This window comes from Streptomyces sp. P17 (assembly GCF_032436805.1).
In the GTDB taxonomy this organism is placed as follows: Bacteria; Actinomycetota; Actinomycetes; order Streptomycetales; family Streptomycetaceae; genus Streptomyces.
Genome location: NZ_JAVRBF010000044.1, coordinates 34,245 through 55,743, shown reverse-complemented (window position 1 = coordinate 55,743; position 21,499 = coordinate 34,245). Strand labels below are relative to the sequence as shown.

The following is a 21,499-nucleotide window of genomic DNA, read 5'->3' as shown; positions in this document are numbered from 1 at the left end:
TCCTCGTGGGGATCGATAGACACGCTCAGTATCCCATGGGGGGTAAAGCCGTTTTTCCGGCCGCACGCAGGTCTGTGACAATGGAGCCTCACCCGTTCAGAAAGAAGGACGTGCCGATCGTGGCTCAGAGCACCGAGACCACCGACTGGGTCTCCCGTTTCGCGGATGAGGTCATCGAGGAGTCGGAGCGTCGGGCCCCGGGCAAACCGGTCGTCGTCGCGTCCGGACTCTCTCCCTCCGGCCCCATCCACCTGGGCAACCTCCGCGAGGTCATGACGCCCCACCTGGTCGCCGACGAGATCCGGCGGCGTGGGTATCAGGTCCGGCACCTGATCTCCTGGGACGACTACGACCGCTACCGCAAGGTGCCCAAGGGCATCGCCGGGGTCGACGAGGAGGCCTGGAAGGAGCACATCGGCAAGCCGCTCACCTCGGTGCCGGCGCCGAAGGGGTCCGCGTACCCGAACTGGGCCGAGCACTTCAAGGCCGCGATGATCGACTCGCTGGCCGAGCTGGGCGTGGAGTTCGACGGGATCAGCCAGACCGCGCAGTACACCTCCGGGGTGTACCGCGAGCAGATCCTGCACGCCATGAAGCACCGCGGGGACATCGACGCGATCCTCGACCAGTACCGGACCAAGAAGGCCCCGGCGAAGAAGCAGCAGCAGAAGCCCCTCGACGAGGCCGAGCTGGAGGCCGCCGAGGGATCGGGGGCGGCGAGCGAGGACGACGGTTCCCTGGGCGCGGCCGGGTACTTCCCGTACAAGCCGTACTGCGGCAACTGCGAGAAGGACCTGACCACGGTCATCTCCTACGAGGAAGAGACCACCGAGCTGTCGTACACCTGCAACGAGTGCGGCTTCGCCGAGACCGTGCGGCTGAGCGAGTTCAACCGCGGCAAGCTGGTCTGGAAGGTCGACTGGCCCATGCGCTGGGCCTACGAGGGTGTCGTGTTCGAGCCGAGCGGTGTCGACCACTCCTCCCCGGGCTCCTCCTTCCAGGTCGGCGGGCAGATCGTCGGGATCTTCGGCGGCAAGCAGCCCATCGGGCCGATGTACGCCTTTGTCGGCATCTCCGGGATGGCGAAGATGTCGTCCTCGCGCGGTGGCGTGCCCACGCCCGCGGACGCCCTCCAGATCATGGAGCCGCAGCTGCTGCGCTGGCTGTACGCCCGCCGCCGGCCCAACCAGTCCTTCAAGATCGCCTTCGACCAGGAGATCCAGCGGCTGTACGACGAGTGGGACAAGCTCGACGCCAGGGTCGCCGACGGGTCGGCCCTGCCGGCGGACGTCGCCGCGCACGCGCGTGCGGTGCGCACCGCGGGCGGGGAGCTGGCTCGTACGGCCCGGCCGATGCCGTACCGGACGCTCGCGTCCGTCGCCGACATCACCGCCGGGCACGAGGACCAGGCGCTGCGGATCCTGTCAGAGCTGGACCCCTCGAACCCGCTCGGGTCGCTGGACGAGGTCCGGCCGCGGTACGACAAGGCCGAGGCGTGGATCAACACGCATGTGCCCGCCGACCAGCGGACCATCGTGCGGTCCGAGCCCGATGCCGAGCTGCTGAAGTCTCTTGACGAGGCGTCCCAGCAGTCGCTGCGGCTGCTGCTCGACGGGCTGGCCTCGCACTGGTCGCTCGACGGGCTGACGCATCTCGTCTACGGCGTCCCCAAGGTGCAGGCCGGGTTCTCGGCCGACGCCACGCCCAAGGAGCTGCCGCCGGAGATCAAGACCGCTCAGCGGACGTTCTTCGCGCTGCTGTACCACCTGCTCGTCGGGCGGGACACCGGGCCCCGGCTGCCTACGCTGCTGCTGGCCGTGGGGCAGGAGCGGGTGCGGGCGCTGCTCGGGGAGTAAGCGGCACGGGAAAGGGGCCCTCGGTGGAGGGCCCCTTTTTCATGGGCTCGCTTCGCGGGCTTACGCGATGTGCTCGTCCGCCAGTTCCGCGTTGAGGCGGTTCGAGAAACGGTTCACCATGCGCTTGGCCTCCGCCTCCGGGAGCCTGACGCCGTACGTCGCCTCTACGTCGGCCATGAAGCCGCGGGGAGTGGGGGCTCCGTTGCCGCTCTTTATCGACTCACGGAAGACCTGGTAGTAGGCGTCCTCGTCCGGCTCGACGGGTGGGGTGCCGCCGCCCTCGCCGAGCTCGCGGGTGCGGCCGGGGGCCACCGGGATGGGGAAGCTGCCGGTTTCCTCCATGGAGGGTTCCGGGGCGGGGGGTTCTTCCTGGTGCCACTCGTCGAAGCCCGGGTCGTACGTGGGGTCGTAGCCGCCGTGGTACTCGATCTGTTCCGGGTGCCTGGCGTGCAGCCAAGGGCTTTCTTCCGGCTCGGGTTCGTAGTCGAAGTACTCGGGGTGCGGGTCGCCGGGCAGCTCGGGACGCTGCTCGCGGGCAGGCACCGCCGCCGCGTCAGCCCGGCCGGCCGTAGCCGGCTCCGGCCGGGGCGCAGGCGGCAGCAGCGCCGGTTCTATGCCCGCCGCCGCCAGCCCCGCCGGGGCCGTCTCCGCCAGCGGCACCCCGTACCTCGCCAGGCGCAGAGGCATCAGGGACTCCACCGGGGCCTTGCGGCGCCAGGCCCGGCCGAAGCGGGAGCGCAGGCGGGCCTGGTAGACCAGGCGTTCCTGCTCCAGCTTGATGACCTGCTCGTAGGAGCGGAGCTCCCAGAGCTTCATGCGGCGCCACAGCAGGAACGTCGGGACCGGGCTCAGGAGCCAGCGGGTCAGACGTACGCCCTCCATGTGCTTGTCGGCCGTGATGTCCGCGATACGGCCGACCGCGTGCCGGGCGGCTTCCACCGCGACCACGAACAGGATCGGGATCACCGAGTGCATGCCGACGCCCAACGGGTCCGGCCAGGCCGCCGCGCCGTTGAAGGCGATGGTGGCCGCCGTCAGCAGCCAGGCCGTCTGGCGCAGCAGCGGGAACGGGATGCGGATCCACGTCAGAAGCAGGTCCAGGGCGAGCAGGACGCAGATGCCCGCGTCGATGCCGATCGGGAAGACGTACGAGAAGTTCCCGAAGCCCTTCTTGAGGGCCAGTTCGCGGACGGCGGCGTAGGACCCCGCGAAGCCGATGCCGGCGATGATCACGGCGCCGAACACGACCACGCCGATGAGAACGCGGTGCATCCGGGTCAGCTGTATTGGCGCGGCCACCCGTACTCCCCTCCCCTTACCTGTCGTTGCGCGCAACAGGGTGGCACATGTGTGCGGCGCACGGGTTGCCGGTCCGGAACGAGGGCGTCAGCTTTTCTTCGTCGGCGACTTGGACGAGGACTTGGACGGCGACTTCGAGGTCGACGAAGTCGCCTTGTCCGAGGGCGACTTGGAGGCCGACGCGGCGCTGCCGTTCGCCTTCGTCACCGCGGCCACCGCCTCCTTGGCGGCCTTCTTCGCCAGCGCGGTGAGGGTGTCCGCGCTCGGCGTCCTCTCACCGGCGAGACCGGCGCCGTTGTAGTCGAGGGTGATGACGACGTTCTCGACGCGGGCCACGATCGTCTGCTGCTTGAAGGAGCCCTCCTTCTTCTTCAGGTCGTAGCGCACGGCCGTCGCCTCGTCGCCCGTCCCGGTGACCGGCTCGGACTTGACGTTCTTCGCGCCGTCCACCGCCTGGGCGTCCTCGACCTGCTCCGCGTAGTACTCCCGCGCCAGCTTGTCGCCCTCGCCGCGGGTGACATCGGATTCGAAGCGCAGCAGCGAGACGCTCAGCCAGCGGAACTGCGAGCCCTTCACGCCGTTGTTGTCCAGGCTGTTCCAGGAGCAGCTGGCGCGCGTCGCGGTGTCGTTGGACGCGCCCTCCTTGCCCGACTTGCCGGCCTTCGGTACGAGATCGGCCAGCGCGTCCTTCGAGAGCACGTCGCACGCCTCGGGCAGCTTGCCGTACGCGGCCGCCTGCACCGTGGGCGACGGGCTCGCCGAGGCCGAGGCGCTCGCGGAGTCCTTGCTCGCGTCGTCCGAGCCGGAGTCCGAAGAGCAGCCGGCGGCGATCAGCATCACGGGGACGGCGGCCGCACCGACAACAGCGCGGGAAAGGCGCCTGGCTCGCTGGTGGCTCGGGTCACGCTGGGCTGCTCGCTGCATGGTTCCTTCACTCATGAGACTCGTGGTTCCTGCCGTCGGATCGGGTCCGAGGGGCCACGGTACGCGGTGAGCAAGCCGTGCGTTTCTGTTTCGCCGTCTTCACCATCGGCCCCGAACGGGGCTCAGCCCGCCAGCGCGTCGGCCAGCTCGGCGGCCAGTTTCCGCGCCCTGTCCTGCATTTCCCTGCTGTCCGGGACGGTGCCGACGGTGGCGGGCTGCTCCTCGTACTGGATGGTCACGATGACGTTGGACGTGCGGAACGCCACAGTCACGGTGCGCTGCTGGGCCGTCGAACCGGCGCTGCTCAACACATCGTCCAGGAACGCCTCGTCGCCCACGTCGTCGAGGACGCGGGGCTGCAGATCGGTGGGGGTGGTGGACGGCGAGGAGGAGGCGGAGGCGGAGTCCGAGGGGGTCACCGACGCGGACGCGGAGTCGCTCGGGGTCACGGTGGGGGTCGCGGTGGCGGACTCCGTGACGGTCGGCTCCGGGAGGTCGGCCGCCGCCTCCTTGGTCGCGAAGACCTGCTCGGCCTGGCTGTCGTCGCTGACGGTGTTGTCGTAGGACACCACGCGCTCGAAGTCGACGAACAGGTGGTCGGTGGCGTCCGCCGACTCCACCTTCCAGCGGCAGCCGACCTTGCGGTCGGTGTCGTAGGTGAGGGTCGCGGTGCCCTCGTAGGCCTTCTCGCGCTGGTTCTGGTCCGCGATCTGCGGGATGCCGGGCAGCAGGGCGTCGAGGGTGTCGTCGCTGACCGCGCCGCAGGGTTCGGGGAGGGTGCGGTAGCGGCCGGGCTCGGCCGCCGCCGTCGCCGTACCGGAGTCGCCCGGGTTGGAGCCGTCCGTCGGGCCGCCGTCCGCGGAGCTGCCGGTGCAGCCGGCCAGCAGCGCCGCGAGGAGCGCGGCGGCGCCGGATACGTACGCCTTCCGCTGCACGGTCGGCTCCTCTCGCTGCGGGTTAATGGTTTGCGGGGTGGGGGTGGCCCCTGGAGACAATGTGTATCGCACGCACTGCCGTGAACGCCGGTCCGTTGTCCCTTTCGTTGACCTTGGCGCCGGTTTTGCGATGTGAGACTTGTGTTGCTTATCGGGGGAATGAGGACGATATGTCGTACGTGGAAATGCCCGGTGCGAAGGTTCCGATCCGGATGTGGACCGACCCCGCGACGGTGGAGGACGTGGCCCTCCAGCAGCTGCGGAATGTGGCGACCCTGCCGTGGATCAAGGGTCTGGCGGTCATGCCGGACGTTCACTATGGCAAGGGCGCGACGGTGGGGTCGGTCATCGCGATGCAGGGGGCGGTGTGCCCTGCGGCGGTGGGCGTCGACATCGGGTGCGGGATGTCGGCGGTGAAGACGTCTCTGACGGTGAACGACCTTCCGGGGGATCTGTCGCGGCTGCGGTCGAAGATCGAGCAGGCCATTCCGGTGGGTTTCGCGATGCATGACGATCCGGTGGACCCGGCCCGGCTGCACGGCTTCTCAACGGCTCCCTGGGGTGACTTCTGGGGCCGCTTTGACAGGATCGCGGACGCGGTGAAATTCCGTCGGGAGCGTGCCGGGAAGCAAATGGGAACGCTTGGCGGCGGAAATCACTTTGCAGAAGTGAACGTTTGCGATTCTGGGTCGGTGTGGCTTTTGCTGCACTCCGGCTCGCGGAACATCGGCAAGGAGTTGGCGGAGTACCACATCGGTGTTGCACAGAAGCTGCCGCACAACCAGGGACTGGTCGACCGCGACCTTGCCGTGTTCGTCTCGGACACCCCGCAGATGGTCGCGTACCGCAACGACCTTTACTGGGCGCAGGAGTACGCGCGCTACAACCGCGCGATCATGATGGCGCTCTTCAAGGACGTGCTCCGCAAGGAGTTCAAGAAGGCAAGGCCGACCTTCGAGCCGGAGATTTCCTGCCATCACAACTACGTGGCGGAGGAGCGGTACGAGGGCATGGACCTGCTCGTGACCCGCAAGGGTGCGATCCGGGCCGGCTCCGGCGAGTACGGCATCATCCCGGGCTCCATGGGCACGGGTTCGTACATCGTGAAGGGCCTCGGAAATCCGCTGTCCTTCAACTCGGCCTCGCACGGCGCGGGCCGGCGCATGAGCCGCAACGCGGCGAAGAAGCGTTTCTCGACGAAGGACCTGGAGGAGCAGACGCGGGGCGTGGAGTGCCGTAAGGACTCCGGCGTCGTGGACGAGATCCCGGGTGCGTACAAGCCGATCGAGCAGGTCATCGATCAGCAGCGGGACCTCGTGGAGGTTGTCGCGAAGCTGAAGCAGGTCATCTGTGTGAAGGGCTGATGCGAGAGCCCCCGGGTGGGTGGTGGGGGGTTGTTCCAGGAGGGCCGTTCGCAGGGTGTGGGTGAGTGCTTCCGCGTCCAGGGACAGGGCCTTCGATACGTAGCCTTCCACCGAGCCGTATCGCTCCTTCAGTGCCTTCAGGAACAGGCGCATCACCGATTCCGGCGCCCGGGCGAAGTCCGGCCACCGCGGGGAGCGGCCGTAGTTCCTCGCCGGCCACTCCTCCAGCAGGGCCTGCGTGGCCAGTTCCGTGAGGCTGAAGTCCTCGGTGATCGTTGCTTCGTCCACGCCGAGCAGGGACAGGACCAGGGCCGCCAGTTCGCCCGTGCGGTCCTTGCCCGAGGCGCAGTGGAAGACCAGGGGTTCGTCCGACTCCGCCGACTTCGCTATCAGTTCCAGTGCCTGGCGGATTTCCTCGGTGCCGTCCTCGGCGACCTCCAGGAAGCGTTCCGCCAGGTAGGGGCCCGCGTGGATGTCCGGGGTCAACGCTGCCTGGTCGTAAGGGCGGTGCTCGATGCCGAGGTTGCGGTAGGTCAGGGAGGCGTGGTCCGGGATCCGGCCTCGGGACTCGATCTCCCACGGGTAGCGCAGGTCGATCACCGTGCGGACGCCCAGTGCGAGGAAGCGGGACCAGTCCTCGGTGCCCTCGGTGAGCTTGCCGAGGGAGTCCGAGCGGTAGAGGCGGCCGGGGCGGACACGGCGGCCGTCCGTCGTCCGGTAGCCGCCCAGGTCGCGGAAGTTGTGCAGGGCGTCGAAGCGTATGTGTCTGTCCACGCCCTCGTTCTACGTCGGCTTTTACTTCGGCGCGTGCGTGAACGCGTAGATCATGACGAACGCCACGATGTGGATGCCGAGCCACCACCACATCTGGCGTTCGTTGTGGTGCTCCCCTGGGGCCCGGGGTTCTTGTCCGCCATCACAGATCCCTGTGGACCTTGGTGTTCGACGCCTGTGCGCGCGGGCGGACGACCAGCAGGTCGATGTTGACGTGGCTCGGGCGGGTCACCGCCCAGGTGATGGTGTCGGCCACGTCGTCGGCGGTGAGGGGCTCGGCGACCCCCTGGTAGACCTTCGCCGCCTTGTCCTCGTCGCCGCCGAAGCGGGTGAGCGCGAACTCGTCCGTCTTCACCATGCCGGGCGCGACCTCGATGACGCGGACCGGGCGGCCGACGATCTCCAGGCGGAGGGTTTCCGCCAGGACGTGGGCGCCGTGCTTGGCGGCGACATAGCCCGCGCCGCCCTCGTAGGTGCCGTGGCCCGCGGTGGAGGAGACGACGACCACTGTTCCGTCGCCGCTCGCCTCCAGCTTCGGGAGCAGGGCCTGGGTGAGGTTGAGGGTGCCGAGGACGTTCGTCTCGTACATCGTGCGCCAGTCGTCCGGGTCGCCGGTGGCCACCGGGTCGGCGCCGAGCGCTCCGCCGGCGTTGTTGACGAGGACGCCGATCGTCTGGAAGGCGGTGGCGAACTCGTCGACCGCCGCGCGGTCCGTCACGTCCAGCTGGTACGCCGCCGCCGAGTGGCCCGCCGCGGTGATCTCCTCCGCCAGCTCCTCGATACGGTCCTTGCGGCGGGCCGTCAGGACGACCCGGTACCCCGCCGCCGCGAGCTGCCGCGCGGTGGCGGCGCCGATTCCGCTGCTCGCACCTGTGACGACGGCGATGCGGGAGGCGGCGGAGGGTGCGGCGGTGGCCATGGGGCTGCTCCTCGGGACGGACCGGTCGAAGGTCGGAGGTCGGAGGTCGGAGGTCGAAAGGCTGTCCGGCCAGGATAGGCGGGCGGTCCGCGGGGACGGTTCGGGATCTGAGTCTGCGGTCGGTGGGTGGGGGCGGTTGAGGGCTCAGTCTGCGGTTGGTGGGTGGGGGCGGTTGAGGGCTCAGTCTGCGGTTGGTGGGTGGGGGCGGTTGAGGGCTCAGTCTGCGGTCGGTCCGCGGGGGCGGTTGGGGGGCTCAGCGTGTGGGCGATGGGCGGGGGCGGCTCGGGATCTCAGCCCGACGGCGGTCTGGGGCGTGGCTCGGGATCTCAGCCCGACGGCGGTCTGGGGCGTGGCTCCGGATCTCAGCCCGACGGCGGTCTGGGGCGTGGCTCCGGATCTCAGCCCGACGGCGGTCTGGGGCCTGTCTCCGGATCCCGCCCGCGAGGGGTGGGCGGGCGGCTCCGGTGGGAAAATGAGCTGGGTGATCCTCCACAACGGGAGGTGGATCATGGGACAGGCGCGTGAGGTCATGGACCGGCTCACGGAAGCCATCACCACGGCGGACCAGAAGACGATCGGCGAGCTCTACGCGCAGGACGCGGTCGCCGTCACGCCCGACGGCGGCGAGCTGCACGGCCGGGACGACATCGTCGCGTACTGGCGCCAGATGACGGAGGCGGTGCCCGAGGGCACGTACGAGTCGGTGCGCTCGTACGAGGTCGGCGACACGGCCATCGACGAGGGGTTCTTCAGAGGCCGCAACACCGGGCCGATCCAGCTGCCCACCGGGGAGACGCTGCCCCCGACGCAGAAGGAGATCCGGATCCGCGGGGTGGACTTCGCCACCGTCGACGACAGCGGCCACATCGTCGACTACCGGCTCTACTTCGACGAGATGGAGTTCCTCGACCAGCTGGGGCTGCTGCCACCGAGCTGACCCCTGAACTCAGCTGACCCGCGGGGCGTACATGATCACGGCCATCCCCGCGAGGCAGATCAGCGCGCCCGCCAGGTCCCACCGGTCGGGCCGGTAGCCGTCCGCGTCCATGCCCCAGGCGGGGGAGCCGGCCACGAAGACCCCGCTGTACGCGGCGAGGATGCGGCCGAAGTGGGCGTCGGGCTGGAGGGTGGCCACAAATCCGTAGGCGCCGAGCGCGAGGACGCCGCCGATCCACAGCCAGCCGTGGTGTTCCCGTACGCCCTGCCGGACCAGCCAGGCGCCGCCGATCTCGAACACCGCGGCGACGACGAACAAGGCGGCGGAGCGGGCGGCGAGCATGCGGGCAGCACTCGCATACGGCCGTCCGCGGCCCGTCACCTGATGGACGGCGCCTGCGGCTCGCTCCACGTGGGATACATCCGTACGACGAGCCGACTGACGGTGTGTGACCACTGAGGAGTGGACGGTATGCGGAGTGTGCGGGTGCTCGGGGCCGCGGTCGCGGCGGTGCTGCTGGTGGCGGGCGGGGCGGCGGGGGCCGGCGCCGCCCAGGAGCCGGAGGCCGACCTGGCCTATCACGGTGCCGCGTCCCTGACCTCCGGTCAGGTCGATCTGCGGTTCACCCCGCGCAACCACGGTCCGTCGGCCGTGCCGGACGCGACGGTACGGCTGCGCTGGTCCGAGCCGCTCGCCGTCCGGCAGGAGCTGCCGGGCGGGTGTGCCCGGTCGGGGGCGAGGGCGGTGCTGTGCCGGGTGGGGGCGCTGGCGGCGGACGAGGCGGGGGAGCGGATCGCGCTCCGCGTCCAGCTGCGGAAGGAGCCGTCCGAGGTGCGGCTGGAGATCGACACGGTGTGGAGCAGCGGGGCGGTGGACCGCAATCCGGACAACGACCGCCAGCGTGTGCTGATCCTGGACACGGGGGACGCGTACTACTTCTAGACCCGTACTTCGCAGGTCGCCGAAAAGGTTCTCCGCATCGGCCTCACGGCGTCCGATCTCGACCGGGCCGGACCGAGACGGCCATCGCTGCTGCGGTTCCGACCGGCGAGCGATCAGCTACGACCGCTTGGTCTTCACGATCGGGTGACCTGCGAAGTACGGGTCTAGAAGCGCTGCGTCGTACGATCGCTGCACGACGCAGATGACGGGGAGCGGGCATGTCGGAGAGCGGAAACGCACGGGAGCGGCTGCTCGACGAGCTGTCCGCGGTGTCCCGCCGGTACATGGCCTCCTACGCGCTGTTCAACCAGGCCGTCGCCGACCGGATCGGCCTGCACCCGACCGACCTTCAGTGCCTGAATCTGCTCACGCTGGAGGGCGGCCCGGTGACCACGGGCCGGGTCGCGGAGCTGACGGGGCTGACCACGGGCTCCGCGACGCGGCTGGTGGACCGGCTGGAGCGGGCCGGGTACGTGGTCCGGGAGCGGGACGCGGAGGACCGGCGGCGGGTGCTGGTGGCGACCGTGCCGGAGAAGGCCGCCGAGTTCGGGCGGATGTGGCAGCGGCTGGGTGGCGGCTGGTCGGCGCTCTTCGACGATCTGGACGAGGCCGAACTCGCCCTGATCATCCGGCACATGAGGCGCACGGTGGAGTTCAGCGGGGAGCAGGTGGCCCGACTGCGCGCCGAGAAGGCCTAGTTGTCGCCGTCGTACCGCTCCCGCGCGTCGTGGACCTGCTCGATGTTGGTCTCCGCCCAGTCCTTCACCGCGGTCAGCAGCATGGCCAGGCTGTGGCCGAGCGGGGTGAGTTCGTAGTCGACGCGGACCGGCACGGACGGGGTGACCGTGCGGCTGAGGATGCCGTCGCGCTCCAGTGAACGCAGCGTCTGCGTCAGCATCTTGGGGCTGACGCCCGCGATCTTGCGGCCGAGGTCGCTGTAGCGCATGGGTCCGGCGGCGAGGGCGGCCACGACCAGGCTGACCCACTTGTCGCTGATGCGGTCCAGGAGCTGGTTGGTGGGGCAGTCGCGCAGGAACGCGTCGTACTCGATGCGGGCCTGTTCGCGTCGCTGGGCCGCGGTCCGGGTCGCCATCGCTCACCTCCGGGTGATGTACGCACCTTCAGGTAACTACTTACGAATAGATAGTAGCTCTTCCTAGGGTTGCTGTGGCCGAGGAGATACCGAGGCTTTCAACAGCGATCGAGGAGCTGTCAGTCATGCGTGCTGTGGTGGTGACGACGTTCGGCGGGCCCGAGGCCGTGGAGGTCGTGGAGACCGAGGTGCCGGAGCCGGGGGCGCGGCAGGTACGGATCAAGGTGGCGGCGGCCACGTTGAACCCGGTGGACGCCGGGGTGCGGGCGGGCGTCTTCGGGGGTGCGGGCGAGCGGATCGGTCTTGGCTGGGACGTCGCCGGGACGGTGGACGCGACCGGCGAGGCCGCCGCCTGGACGGTCGGCGAGGAGGTGGTGGCGCTGCTCTACGGTCCGGTGAAGCCGCTGGGCACGCACGCCGAGTACGTCGTCGTGGACGCGGACGCGGTGGCCAAGGCACCGGCGGGCGTCGACGCCGTCCACGCGGCCACGCTTCCGCTGAACGCCCTGGCCGCCGTACAGGCCCTGGATCTGCTGGAGGTGACGCCGGGTCAGTCCCTGCTGATCACCGGGGCCGCGGGGGCGCTCGGCGGATACGCCGTCCGGCTCGCCGCCCACCGCGGCATCTCGGTGACCGCGCTGGCCCGGCCGACGGACGAGGACCTCGTACGGTCCCTGGGCGCCGACCGCTTGGCCGACGGCGACGAGGGTGGTTTCGACGCCGTGCTCGACGCGGCCGTCCTCGGCGCGCCGGCCCTTGAGCGGGTGCGCGACGGCGGTGCCTACGTCGGCGTCATCCCGGGGGCCTCGCCGGCCCCCGAGCGCGGGGTGCGGACCAGCGAAATCGAGGTGAGCGCCGACGGCGCGCGGCTCGCCGAACTGGTCCGGCTGGTCGACGAGGGCGTGCTGACGCTCCGCGTGGCCGAGACCTACACCCTGGACGACGCGGCGAAGGCCCACGCCCGGCTCGCGGAGGGCGGGCTGCGGGGGCGGCTGGTGCTCGTACCGTGACCCGCTGTCGGCCGGCGCCCTGAAGGGGCGCCGGTCTGCTCCCGGGGCCAGGTCGCGCCGATGATCCCGAAGCCCTGCGGGATGACCAGCGCGCCGAACGCGCCCTGGGCGAGCCGGGCGATCACCAGGAACTCCGGGCCCGGGGCGAGGCCGCAGGCCAGGGACGCGATCTCCCTCGTCCTGGAACACGCCCTGCGCCCGCTCTTCGCCTACCTGAAGGCCGTGGTCGTCCCGACCGGCGTGTACGCCGCTTCGGAGGACTGGGGCGCGGAGGGTCTGGACGGGCGGATCGAGCGGGCGGCGGGGGAGCTGGCCGCGCTGATGAGCGGGCTGGCCTCGGCGCGACCGGCGAAGGACGACCTCGCTGTGGTGCCGTTCGCAGAGCAACTGGCGGCGATTTCCAGCCCGTCCGGCGTTTGAGGACGAGGCCCGTTCCGGGCCGAAGCGGGGGCGCGGGGGCGGCAGCCCCCGGCGGCCGTGTGACGGTGAGAGGCCAGTAAGAAGGGTGACGGCAAGCTCGCTCACACAGCTGAACCGCCGGCGGCCTTGGCACACTGAGGGCGTGCCTCAGACCGTGCTTCTCGCCGAAGACGACCGCGCCATCCGGCATGCCCTGGAGCGTGCCCTGACCCTGGAGGGCTACCGGGTCACCGCGGTCGCCGACGGCGTGGAGGCGCTGGCGCAGGCCCACACGTCACCGCCGGACGTGCTCGTCCTCGACGTGATGATGCCCGGCATCGACGGCCTCCAGGTCTGCCGGGTGCTGCGCGCCGAGGGCGACCGCACCCCCATCCTGATGCTGACAGCGCTCGTGGAGACCCAGGACCGCATCGCGGGTCTGGACGCGGGCGCCGACGACTATGTCGTGAAGCCCTTCGACGTCGAGGAGGTCTTCGCCCGGCTGCGGGCCCTGCTGCGCCGCACCGGGCAGGGCGAGATCGTCGACGTATCGAAGCAGGCGCCCTCGGAGCCCGAGCCCGAGCCCGAGCGGGCCCTGGAGGCGGCCGGGGTGCGGATGGACCCGCAGGCGCGCCGGGCCTGGCGCGGCGGGCGCGAGCTGGAGCTCACCCGCACCGAGTTCGAGCTGCTGGAACTGCTCGTGCGCAACGCCGGGATCGTCCTCGACCACGCCACCATCTACGACCGCATCTGGGGCTACGACTTCGGCCCCGGCTCCAAGAACCTCGCCGTCTACGTCGGCTATCTGCGCCGCAAGCTCGACGAGCCCGGCGCCCCGCCGCTGATCCACACGGTGCGCGGCGTGGGTTACGTGCTCCGGGAGGACTGAGTGGGCCGCGTCGGGCGGCTGCTGCGGCGCCCGCGGCCGCGACTGGTCTCCCTGCGCACCACGTTCGCGGTGTCCTTCGCCGCCGTGACCGCCGCGGTCACCGTCCTCGTCGGCATCCTGTCCTACAGCGCCGCCGCCCGGCTGGTGCGGGTGGACCAGCAGTCCGTGTTCGACGAGGTCGTCCAGGACGTACGGGACGAGGTCAGCAACCGGCGGATGGACCCCGTCGACTTCTCCTCCACCGCGCCGGGCCACGACCTGGTGCGCCCCGCCCGGACGGATGTGCAGGTACTCGGCCCGGACGGCTCCATCTACGACCCCGGCCGCCCTGGTCTGCCGGTCACCGACTCCGACCGGCGGATCGCCGCCCAGCAGGACTCCGGGCGCACGGTCGTGCACGCGGACGTCGACGTCGGCAACGACGTCTACCGCGTCGCCACCGTCTCCTTCGGCGGCGGACGGGGGGCGGTGCAGATCGCGCAGGAGTTCAGCGACACCGAGGATCTGCTGCGGGCGCTGCAGCAGCGGACGCTGATCCTCATGTCCGCGGTGGTGGTCGGGGCCGGGCTCTTCGGGTGGTGGCTGGCCCGAAGGATCACCCGGCGGCTGATCGTCCTCACCTCCGCCGCGGAGGATGTCGCGCGGACGCGCCGGCTCGGCATCCAGGTGCCGGTGACCGGGTACGACGAGGTGGGACGCCTCGGCCGTGCCTTCGACCGCATGCTGGGGCGGCTCGCCCAGTCCGAGGAGGACCAGCGGCGGCTGGTGCAGGACGCGGGGCACGAGCTGCGTACCCCGCTGACGTCCCTGCGGACGAACATCTCGCTGCTGCGCCGTATCGACGAGTTCCCGCCCGGGACCCGGGAGGAGCTGGTCGCCGACCTCGCCCAGGAGGCCCGTGAACTGACCGACCTCGTCAATGAGCTGGTGGATCTGGCGGCGGGGCAGTCCGACTCGGAGCCGCCGCAGCGGGTGGATCTCGCCGATATCGCGAAGGACGTGGCGGGGCTGGCGCAGCGGCGCACCGGGCGGTGGGTCGTGGTGCGGGCCAGTGGCGATACGACGACGGACGCGCGGCCGGGGATGCTTCAGCGGGCGCTGTCGAACCTTGTGGAGAACGCGGCGAAGTTCGACCGGGGCGGGTCGGCGCCGATCGAGATCAACGTGGCCGGGCCTGCCGTGCACGGGACTGTTCGGGTCGAGGTGCTGGACCGGGGGCCCGGGATCACGGACCACGACCTCGCGCATGTGTTCGACCGGTTCTACCGGGCTGCGGATGCGCGGTCCCTGCCGGGGTCGGGGCTGGGGCTTTCGATCGTGCGGGAGGTGGCCCTGGCGCATGGGGGTGCGACGTTCGCCGCGCGGCGGCCGGGGGGTGGGTCTGTCATCGGGTTCACGGTGGGAGGTGGCTGAGTCGCGTGGCCGGGTGCGGGTCGGTGGGGCTGGTCGCGCCCACGCGGCGGAGCCGCACATCGACACTGTCCCGCGCCCCTGAGGGAGCTTTAGCATCCGGCGTTATGTTGAGCCGTGAAGAAGCGCTCGCGCTTGCGGAGATCGATGACGCCGACATCGCCCGTACGCTGCGGGAACTCATCGCCATCCCCAGCGTGACCGGCAGTGCTGCCGAGTCCGAGATCCAGCACCACTTGGCCCGCAGGCTCGAACTCCTCGACCTCGACGTCGACTTGTGGTCGATGGACCTCGACGCCCTCCGCGCCGACCCCGACTTCCCCGGCTCCGAGGCCCCCCGCGACGAGGCCTGGGGCCTGGTCGGCGAGACCCCCGAGGGTGATGGACCGACCCTCATACTCCAGGGCCACGTCGATGTCGTGCCCCCCGGAGACCTCGCCACCTGGCACGGTGATCCCTTCGTCCCCCGGGTCACCGGTCATGTCGTGCACGGCCGCGGTGCCTGTGACATGAAGGCCGGGCTGGTCGCGCACCTCGCCGCGCTCGCCGCGATACGGGCGGCCGGGGTCCGGCTGCGCGGGCGGGTCGCCGTGCACTTCGTCGTGGGGGAGGAGGACGGCGGGATCGGCGCCTTCGGGACCCTGCGGCGCGGGTACCGCGGTGCCGCCTGTGTCATCACCGAGCCGACCGGCGGGAGTGTCATCACCGCCAACGCCGGTGCGCTGACCTTCCGGATCGCGGTGCCGGGGAAGTCCGCGCACGGCAGTTCGCGGGAGCAGGGGGTGAGCGCGATCGAAGCGTACCTGCCCTTGCACCGGGCGCTGGCCCGCCTGGAGGCCGAGCGGAACAGGGACCCGGCGCCGCTGATGGCCGAGTACCCGATCCCGTACGGCCTCTCCGTCGGCACCCTGCGCGCCGGTGACTGGGCGAGCAGCGTGCCCGATCTGCTGGTGGCCGAGGGGCGGCTCGGGGTGCGGCTGGGGGAGGAACCGGCCGACGCGCGCGAAGAGTTCGAGCGGTGTGTTGCGCAGGCGTGTGCCGAGGATCCCTGGCTGCGGGAGCATCCCGCTCAAGTGACCTGGCCCGGCGGGCAGTTCGCCAGCGGTGCATTGCCGGACGGGCATCCGCTGGCGGACGTGGTGCGGGACGCGAGGGCCGATGCCGTCGGTGACGGGAAGCCGCCGGTGCGCGGGGCGACGTACGGGAGCGATCTGCGGCTGTACGCCGGTGCCGGGATCCCCACGCTGCAGTTCGGGCCCGGCGACATCCAGGTCGCGCACAGTGCGCGGGAGCATGTGTCGGTGCGCGAAGTCGTGGACGCGGCGCGGACGTTGGTGCCGGTGATCCTGCGGTCCGTCGGGACGAGGTGAGCACCGGCGCCCGCGAGCGGGTCGGGCGCCGGCGCTGTCGGGTTACGGCGTGACCACCGTGCCCCCGAACGTCACCAGCAGGCGGCCGTCCGAGGCGAAGGACCAGCCCAGGGCGCCGTCGTAGGAGGTGCACCGGGAGCCGTTCGTGCCGGACCAGAACTGGTTGGTGCTGTCGGAGTTGCCGATGATCCGGTCGTTCGTGCCACTGCCGCTGCGGCAGGACGTGTTGTTCCGGAACACCGACGTGCCCGCGTCGAAGTTGAAGTTGCGCTCGGTGTTGTCGACGCTGACGTTGTTGGAGATCGTCATCGTGCCCGGGTTGCTGTTGTAGGTGAACCCGTGCTTGCCGTTGTCGACGGCGATGCTGCGCCGCACGATGTGGTTGACCGGCACGTCCTCACCGCCCAGCTTGTAGCCGTTGCGGTCGCCGTTGCCGGCCTGGGAGCCGTCGCTGAGGGTGCCGTTCTCGTAGGAGAGGGAGTCCTCGATGGTCACCGGGCCGATGGGGTCCTCGTCGGCGTAGCTGTAGAGGTCCCAGCCGTCGTCGATGTTGTTGTGGGAGACGGCGTACCGGAAGACGTTGCCGGTGCCGGTGGTGAGCTTCGCGGCGAAGCCGTCCGCGTCCTCGCCGTCCGAGTCGGCGTTGTCGTGCGACTCGGCGCTCAGGATCAGGTTGTTGGACGGCCACTGGGCGGTCGGCGTGGTGGAGGTCATCCGCCCGAGCTGCAGCCCGGTGTCGCGGTTGAAGCGGGTCACCGTGCGCTCGATGACATTGTTGCTGCCGCCGACGAAGATGCCGTTGTCCCCGGCCCGTTCGACGATCAGACCCTTGATGTGCCAGTACGAGGCGTTGAGCTGGAGCCCGCGGTTGGACGAACTCTCGGTCTGGGCCGAGAAGTTGAGCACCGGGGTCTCGCCCGGGTAGGCGGCCAGGGTGGTGCGGGCACTCGCGGTGCCGTTGTTGCCGGCCGGGATGGTGACCGTCGAGGCCTGGTTGTACGTCCCTCCGCGCAGGTAGATGGTGCCGCCCGCGGAGATACGGCTGATCGCCGAGGTGAGCGTCGTCGGCGCCGACTGGGTACCGGCCGCGCTGTCCGTGCCGTTCGGGGCGACGTAGAGCGCGCTGCCGGTCGGCGGCGGGGTGTCGCCGGTCACGACGTCCAGGTAGTCGAGGTTGGGCAGGCCGGCCGCGGTGGTCGGGCTGAGGCGGATGGTGTTGCTGCCCGCGTTCAGGGTGACCGTCAGCGTCTTGGTGACCCAGGTCGACCAGGCGCCGGTGCCCTCGAAGGACGGGGTCTGCACGGTGGTGCCGTTGACGACCAGGCTCGCCGGGCGGGCGGTGGTGGTGCCGTTGGCGAAGCGGATGTTCAGGGTCGCGGTGCCGGCGGTGGCCGCGTTCACGGTGAACTGGGCGTACGCGCCACTGGCGTTGGTGCCGTTGCAGAAGCCGCTGCCGGAGTACCCGGCCCAGTCGGTGTCGATGGTGCCGGTGCAGACGGCGGCCTCGGCCTCGTACCGGGTCGTCGCGGCCTGCGCCGGGTTGCCGGACAGCGCGGCCAGCGCACCGGCCAGCAGTGCGGCGCACGCGAGGGCGGGTCTCAGGTGCATCGGGTGCCTCCAGAGCCTTGGGGGTAAGCGCTTTCTCCGGGAAGCTTGTGTGTGGTGTTGTGTGCGCGTCAATATCCGCGTACTTGATTTTTATTCATGGACATGAACGCGTGAACTGATCGGAGGCGGAACTCGTACCCACGCCTGACGGACCATGCCCGGATGCGAGGATGGGGCGCCATGACAGCAGGGTGGCGTACTCGCACGATCAGGGCCGCGGTGTTCGCGGCCGTCTGCGTGCTGCTCGCCGCCCTGGGCCACGTCCTGATGTCCGGCAGCCATGTGCCCGCGTGGGCGCTGGCCGCCGGGGTGGGCTTCGCCGGCGTGAAGCCGGAGTCTCCGGCACCCTACGCGTCGGTGGCGCGGTCCCTCGTCAGGAACCGGTTCAGCGGCGGCTCCTCCGCCAGGACCGCGCCGATGGTCACCGAGAAGGTGGCCGCGGCGCACACCACGATCAGCCACGACAACAGGGTGAGGACCAGGCCGAGGGAGCCGTACTCGCCCAGGGCGCGGTTGAGCGCGTTGGGGACGTAGAGCCGGGCGGTCAGGGCGAGGGCGCTGGTGGCGGCCGCGGTCAGGATCGCGCCGGGCAGCAGCGGCAGCCAGCCGACGCGGCCGGCCAGCAGCAGGCGCTGCGTCCACAGCCACACGCCCGTGCTCACCAGGAAGAGCACGGGCGTGCCCAGCCACAGGCCGACGCCGAAGCCGTCGCGGATGGGGGCCTGCAACAGCACGAAGATCAGCAGTACGAGGAGCCACACCACCCACCGCCACGCCGCGATCCGGGTGCTCGCCCTCGGCAGCCGCCAGGCCCGTTCGCAGACCCGGGCCATGACACGGCTGAAGCTGGTGGCGGAGACCAGCGCCACCACCACACCGACGGCTCCGCTGGTCTCGCGTACGGTCTCGTCGACGGAACCCCCCAGCACCTGCTGCAACTCCAGGTCGGCCTGCCCGCTCAGCCCGAACATCGCCTGCAGCGACTCCCTCAGCTGCTCGCGCACGCCGGGCGGGGTGAAGGCGGCGACGGCGAACAGCAGCGGTACGGCGGCCAGGAACGCCTGGGCGGCGAGCCGGGTCCCCGCGTCCAGGAGGTTCGCGGACAACAGCCGGCTCGTCACTTCGCTGACGACGGGAAAGCGTTCCTCGGCACGGGCGCGCAGGCGCTGGATCCGCGCCGTCCACGCCATGCCGCCTCCCGCTGGTGCGCCGCGCCGTCGAGGCCGCTCGAATCGGCCCGTTCAGTACCGCAGAGCCGTCCCGACCTCCGCCTTCACGCTGCCGGAGAGTTCATGTGTGCTGCGGGCCGTCCCGGTGCCGGAGGAGTTGGCGGCCACGTCGGAGACGGTCACCACGACCACATCGACCAGCTTCCCGTCCTCGTCCCGGAACTCGACCTGTACGGCGAAGGACTGCGTGTCGTCCGAGGTGTTCCGAGCCGTCACGGTGACCGTGGTGCGTCCGTCGTCCGTGCCCGGCTTCCCCAGCTCCACCTCGTCCTTGGCGTCGATGCCGCCCTTGATCGAGTCCAGTGCCTCCCCGGCCTTCGCGGTGGCCGAGGCCACGGCGTCGGACCCCCGGGAGGCGAGGGAGGAGGCCGCGGAGGCCGCCTTGCTCGCGGCGTCCGACGCGGCGCCGTTGTCGTCGTCCGAGCAGCCGCTCGCACCCGCGGCGAGCACCGCCGCCACCAGAGCGGCCGCCGCGGCTCGCGTCACCTGTCCAGCCATGCCGTCTCCTGCCTGTTCCGGGTCGGCCGTCATCTCAGTGAAGGGCCGCCGGGCAGCGGCCGCACGCCCGGGCGACCCGGGGTGCCGGTGATTCACACCAACGGCCCCCGCGGCGCACCTCACCCGAACGGCCCGGCCCCATGGCCCGCCCCCGGCACAGCGCGGAGGGTCGAGACGTACGGAGCCGAGAGGACGTAGCGGAGGGGCACACCATGCGGCGCTACCCGCCCATCGCGGACCACGGAATGATCGGCGACCTCCAGACCGCCGCCCTCGTCTCCTCCGACGGCGTCGTCGACTGGTTCTGCGCACCGCGCTTCGACTCGCCCAGCCTCTTCGCGTCCCTGGTCGACCATGACCGCGGCGGACACTTCGCGATCACCGTGGAAGGCGAGGACGTGACGGCCCGCCAGCTCTACCTGGCCGACACCGCCGTCCTCATCACCCGTTTCCTCACGCCCGACGGAGTCGGCGAAGTCGTCGACTTCATGCCCGTCGACCGACCCGAGACGGCAACCGACCGCCACCAGCTGGTCAGGGTGATGCGGGTGACCCGGGGCCGGATCCGCTTCTCGCTCACCTGCCGCCCCCGCTTCGACTACGCCCGCGCCGACCACCGCCTCACCCTGCGCGAGGACACGGCCCACTTCTCCGGACCCGGCACCGAGGCCTACCTCCGGACGGCGGGACCGGTGTCCCTGCAACCGGACGGCCGGGACGTACGCGCCTTCGTGGAGCTGGACCAGGGACAGTTGGCGGCGACGCTCCTCACGGTGTGCGCGGCGGGCGGCGAACCACCACCGTCGCCGACGGCCGACAGCGTCCGCGCCCAGTTCGAGGAGACGTACTCCTTCTGGCACCGCTGGGTCCGCCGCAGCCGCTACCGGGGCCGCTGGCTGGAGACGGTCAACCGGTCCGCGATCACCCTGAAGCTGCTCACCTACGCCCCCACCGGCGCCCCCGTCGCCGCCGCGACGGCGGGCCTGCCCGAGCAGCTCGGCGGCGAACGCAACTGGGACTACCGCTACACCTGGATCCGGGACGCGTCCCTCTCCCTGCACGCCCTGTTCGGCCTCGGCTTCACCGACGAGGCCCGTGCCTTCCGGCGCTGGCTCGGCGACCGGCTGCGCGAGGGCCGTACGGTCACCGGTGAGCCGCTGCAGATCATGTACCGCATCGACGGCGACCCCCATCTCGCCGAGGAGACCCTCGGCCACCTGGAGGGTTACCGCGGCTCCGCGCCCGTCCGGATCGGCAACGGCGCCGCCGACCAGCTCCAGCTCGACATCTACGGCGAGGCGGTGCACGCCCTCACCCACAGCGAGGATCTCGCCCACCACATGGGGTACGAGGGCTGGCTGGGCCTGACCCGCATGCTCGACTGGCTGACGGAGAACTGGGACCGTCCCGACGAGGGCATCTGGGAGACCCGGGGCGGCCGACAGGACTTCACGTACAGCCGGCTGATGTGCTGGACGGCCTTCGACCGCGGCATCCGCGTGGCCCGCGAGATGGCCCGCCCCGCCGACATCCCCTCCTGGACCACCGCCCGCGACGCGATCTTCGGGCAGATCATGGACCGCGGCTGGAGCGAGCGCCGTCAGGCCTTCGTCCAGCACTACGGCAGTGAGGTCCTGGACGCCTCGCTGCTCCTCATGCCGGCCGTCGGCTTCATCACACCCCGCGATCCGCGCTGGCTGTCCACCCTCGACACGATGGACACCGAACTGGTCTCCGACAGCCTGGTCTACCGCTACGACCCCGCCGCGTCCCCCGACGGACTGCGCGGCAGCGAGGGCACCTTCTCGCTGTGCAGCTTCCTCTACGTCGACGCCCTCGCCCGCTCCGGCCGCCTCGGCCAGGGCCGCTATGCCTTCGACAAGATGCTGACCTACGCCAACCACGTGGGCCTGTTCGCCGAGGAGGTGGGCCCCACCGGCGAACAACTGGGCAACTTCCCCCAGGCGTTCACCCACCTCGCCCTGATCACGGCGGCCCTGGCCCTGGACGAGGAACTCGACCGCAGTTCCTGAGTACCTCCGG

The 21,499-nt window shown here is 70.8% G+C and carries 19 protein-coding genes and 2 pseudogenes; 11 read left to right on the top strand and 10 right to left on the bottom strand.

The window, feature by feature from the left end:
- Positions 1-110: 110 nt before the first annotated feature.
- Entirely contained in the window at positions 111-1,856 is a 1,746-nt protein-coding gene (lysS, locus tag RMT89_RS26745) for a lysine--tRNA ligase (RefSeq protein WP_315886338.1), read from the top strand.
- A 60-nt stretch (positions 1,857-1,916) separates the two neighbouring features.
- On the opposite strand, the gene RMT89_RS26740 is transcribed toward lysS, so the two are convergent.
- The 3 genes from RMT89_RS26740 to RMT89_RS26730 all read right to left on the bottom strand — a co-directional run bounded on the left by RMT89_RS26740 (position 1,917) and on the right by RMT89_RS26730 (position 5,014).
- Complete coding sequence (locus RMT89_RS26740; protein WP_315886337.1) at positions 1,917-3,155, bottom strand: DUF2637 domain-containing protein; 1,239 nt, start codon at positions 3,153-3,155, stop codon at positions 1,917-1,919.
- A gap of 87 nt (positions 3,156-3,242) precedes the next feature.
- The gene (locus tag RMT89_RS26735; RefSeq protein WP_315886336.1) at positions 3,243-4,094 is read right to left on the bottom strand and encodes a DUF3558 family protein; all 852 of its coding nucleotides are present in this window, start codon (positions 4,092-4,094) and stop codon (positions 3,243-3,245) included.
- Between the two features lie 107 nt (positions 4,095-4,201).
- A complete protein-coding gene (locus RMT89_RS26730; protein ID WP_315886335.1) occupies positions 4,202-5,014 on the bottom strand; it encodes a DUF3558 domain-containing protein in 813 nt (270 codons plus the stop codon).
- A 170-nt stretch (positions 5,015-5,184) separates the two neighbouring features.
- On the opposite strand from RMT89_RS26730, the gene RMT89_RS26725 reads away from it, so the two are divergent.
- Positions 5,185-6,378, top strand: a complete 1,194-nt coding sequence (locus RMT89_RS26725; protein ID WP_315886360.1) for an RtcB family protein — start codon at positions 5,185-5,187, stop codon at positions 6,376-6,378.
- Between the two features lie 45 nt (positions 6,379-6,423).
- On the opposite strand, the pseudogene RMT89_RS26720 reads toward RMT89_RS26725, so the two are convergent.
- Both RMT89_RS26720 and RMT89_RS26715 read right to left on the bottom strand, forming a co-directional pair.
- Positions 6,424-7,152 (bottom strand): annotated as a pseudogene (locus tag RMT89_RS26720) (tyrosine-protein phosphatase); the annotation flags it as partial.
- A 142-nt stretch (positions 7,153-7,294) separates the two neighbouring features.
- Complete coding sequence (locus RMT89_RS26715; RefSeq protein WP_315886334.1) at positions 7,295-8,071, bottom strand: SDR family NAD(P)-dependent oxidoreductase; 777 nt, start codon at positions 8,069-8,071, stop codon at positions 7,295-7,297.
- Positions 8,072-8,579: 508 nt separating this feature from the next.
- Here RMT89_RS26715 and RMT89_RS26710 point away from each other — a divergent pair.
- Positions 8,580-9,008 (top strand): nuclear transport factor 2 family protein, encoded by a 429-nt coding sequence (locus RMT89_RS26710; RefSeq protein ID WP_315886333.1) that lies wholly within the window; start codon positions 8,580-8,582, stop codon positions 9,006-9,008.
- 9 nt (positions 9,009-9,017) lie between these two features.
- On the opposite strand, the gene RMT89_RS26705 is transcribed toward RMT89_RS26710, so the two are convergent.
- Positions 9,018-9,350 carry a YnfA family protein gene (locus tag RMT89_RS26705; protein ID WP_315886359.1) on the bottom strand — a complete coding sequence of 111 codons (333 nt, stop codon included), beginning with the start codon at positions 9,348-9,350 and terminating at the stop codon, positions 9,018-9,020.
- Between the two features lie 129 nt (positions 9,351-9,479).
- On the opposite strand from RMT89_RS26705, the gene RMT89_RS26700 reads away from it, so the two are divergent.
- Positions 9,480-9,950 (top strand): hypothetical protein, encoded by a 471-nt coding sequence (locus RMT89_RS26700; RefSeq protein ID WP_315886332.1) that lies wholly within the window; start codon positions 9,480-9,482, stop codon positions 9,948-9,950.
- Positions 9,951-10,168: 218 nt separating this feature from the next.
- Complete coding sequence (locus RMT89_RS26695; RefSeq protein ID WP_315886331.1) at positions 10,169-10,648, top strand: MarR family winged helix-turn-helix transcriptional regulator; 480 nt, start codon at positions 10,169-10,171, stop codon at positions 10,646-10,648.
- Here RMT89_RS26695 and RMT89_RS26690 read toward each other — a convergent pair.
- Positions 10,645-11,043, bottom strand: a complete 399-nt coding sequence (locus RMT89_RS26690) for a helix-turn-helix domain-containing protein (RefSeq protein ID WP_315886330.1) — start codon at positions 11,041-11,043, stop codon at positions 10,645-10,647. The genes RMT89_RS26695 and RMT89_RS26690 overlap by 4 nt on opposite strands.
- 125 nt (positions 11,044-11,168) lie before the next feature.
- Between RMT89_RS26690 and RMT89_RS26685 the strand changes: the two genes are divergently transcribed.
- The 5 genes and pseudogenes from RMT89_RS26685 to RMT89_RS26665 all read left to right on the top strand — a co-directional run bounded on the left by RMT89_RS26685 (position 11,169) and on the right by RMT89_RS26665 (position 16,121).
- Entirely contained in the window at positions 11,169-12,053 is an 885-nt protein-coding gene (locus tag RMT89_RS26685) for an NADP-dependent oxidoreductase (protein WP_315886329.1), read from the top strand.
- A 171-nt stretch (positions 12,054-12,224) separates the two neighbouring features.
- Positions 12,225-12,473 (top strand): annotated as a pseudogene (locus RMT89_RS26680) (oxidoreductase); the annotation flags it as partial.
- A gap of 142 nt (positions 12,474-12,615) precedes the next feature.
- Complete coding sequence (locus RMT89_RS26675; protein ID WP_315886328.1) at positions 12,616-13,341, top strand: response regulator transcription factor; 726 nt, start codon at positions 12,616-12,618, stop codon at positions 13,339-13,341.
- Positions 13,342-14,754, top strand: a complete 1,413-nt coding sequence (locus tag RMT89_RS26670) for a HAMP domain-containing sensor histidine kinase (protein ID WP_315886327.1) — start codon at positions 13,342-13,344, stop codon at positions 14,752-14,754. It begins immediately after the preceding gene.
- A 104-nt stretch (positions 14,755-14,858) separates the two neighbouring features.
- Positions 14,859-16,121: an ArgE/DapE family deacylase gene (locus tag RMT89_RS26665; RefSeq protein WP_315886326.1), complete on the top strand. Its 1,263-nt coding sequence runs from the start codon at positions 14,859-14,861 to the stop codon at positions 16,119-16,121.
- A 42-nt stretch (positions 16,122-16,163) separates the two neighbouring features.
- Here RMT89_RS26665 and RMT89_RS26660 read toward each other — a convergent pair whose 3' ends face one another.
- The 3 genes from RMT89_RS26660 to RMT89_RS26650 all read right to left on the bottom strand — a co-directional run bounded on the left by RMT89_RS26660 (position 16,164) and on the right by RMT89_RS26650 (position 19,456).
- The gene (locus RMT89_RS26660) at positions 16,164-17,729 is read right to left on the bottom strand and encodes a carbohydrate-binding protein (RefSeq protein ID WP_315886325.1); all 1,566 of its coding nucleotides are present in this window, start codon (positions 17,727-17,729) and stop codon (positions 16,164-16,166) included.
- A gap of 347 nt (positions 17,730-18,076) precedes the next feature.
- Entirely contained in the window at positions 18,077-18,919 is an 843-nt protein-coding gene (locus tag RMT89_RS26655) for a YhjD/YihY/BrkB family envelope integrity protein (protein WP_315886324.1), read from the bottom strand.
- A gap of 51 nt (positions 18,920-18,970) precedes the next feature.
- On the bottom strand, positions 18,971-19,456 hold the full coding sequence (locus RMT89_RS26650) for an FxLYD domain-containing protein (RefSeq protein ID WP_315886323.1): 486 nt from the start codon (positions 19,454-19,456) through the stop codon (positions 18,971-18,973).
- Positions 19,457-19,668: 212 nt separating this feature from the next.
- Between RMT89_RS26650 and RMT89_RS26645 the strand changes: the two genes are divergently transcribed.
- A complete protein-coding gene (locus tag RMT89_RS26645) occupies positions 19,669-21,489 on the top strand; it encodes a glycoside hydrolase family 15 protein (protein WP_315886322.1) in 1,821 nt (606 codons plus the stop codon).
- Positions 21,490-21,499: the final 10 nt, after the last annotated feature.

Excerpts from the sequence above, each read along its gene's own strand:
- RMT89_RS26735 (WP_315886336.1), bottom strand. The coding sequence starts at position 4,094 with ATGAGTGAAGGAACCATGCAGCGAGCAGCCCAGCGTGACCCGAGCCAC.
- RMT89_RS26725 (WP_315886360.1), top strand. The coding sequence starts at position 5,185 with ATGTCGTACGTGGAAATGCCCGGTGCGAAGGTTCCGATCCGGATGTGG.
- RMT89_RS26715 (WP_315886334.1), bottom strand. The coding sequence starts at position 8,071 with ATGGCCACCGCCGCACCCTCCGCCGCCTCCCGCATCGCCGTCGTCACA.
- RMT89_RS26710 (WP_315886333.1), top strand. The coding sequence starts at position 8,580 with ATGGGACAGGCGCGTGAGGTCATGGACCGGCTCACGGAAGCCATCACC.
- RMT89_RS26705 (WP_315886359.1), bottom strand. The coding sequence starts at position 9,350 with ATGCTCGCCGCCCGCTCCGCCGCCTTGTTCGTCGTCGCCGCGGTGTTC.
- RMT89_RS26700 (WP_315886332.1), top strand. The coding sequence starts at position 9,480 with ATGCGGAGTGTGCGGGTGCTCGGGGCCGCGGTCGCGGCGGTGCTGCTG.
- RMT89_RS26695 (WP_315886331.1), top strand. The coding sequence starts at position 10,169 with ATGTCGGAGAGCGGAAACGCACGGGAGCGGCTGCTCGACGAGCTGTCC.
- RMT89_RS26690 (WP_315886330.1), bottom strand. The coding sequence starts at position 11,043 with ATGGCGACCCGGACCGCGGCCCAGCGACGCGAACAGGCCCGCATCGAG.
- RMT89_RS26685 (WP_315886329.1), top strand. The coding sequence starts at position 11,169 with ATGCGTGCTGTGGTGGTGACGACGTTCGGCGGGCCCGAGGCCGTGGAG.
- RMT89_RS26665 (WP_315886326.1), top strand. The coding sequence starts at position 14,859 with ATGTTGAGCCGTGAAGAAGCGCTCGCGCTTGCGGAGATCGATGACGCC.
- RMT89_RS26660 (WP_315886325.1), bottom strand. The coding sequence starts at position 17,729 with ATGCACCTGAGACCCGCCCTCGCGTGCGCCGCACTGCTGGCCGGTGCG.
- RMT89_RS26655 (WP_315886324.1), bottom strand. The coding sequence starts at position 18,919 with ATGGCGTGGACGGCGCGGATCCAGCGCCTGCGCGCCCGTGCCGAGGAA.
- RMT89_RS26650 (WP_315886323.1), bottom strand. The coding sequence starts at position 19,456 with ATGGCTGGACAGGTGACGCGAGCCGCGGCGGCCGCTCTGGTGGCGGCG.
- RMT89_RS26645 (WP_315886322.1), top strand. The coding sequence starts at position 19,669 with ATGCGGCGCTACCCGCCCATCGCGGACCACGGAATGATCGGCGACCTC.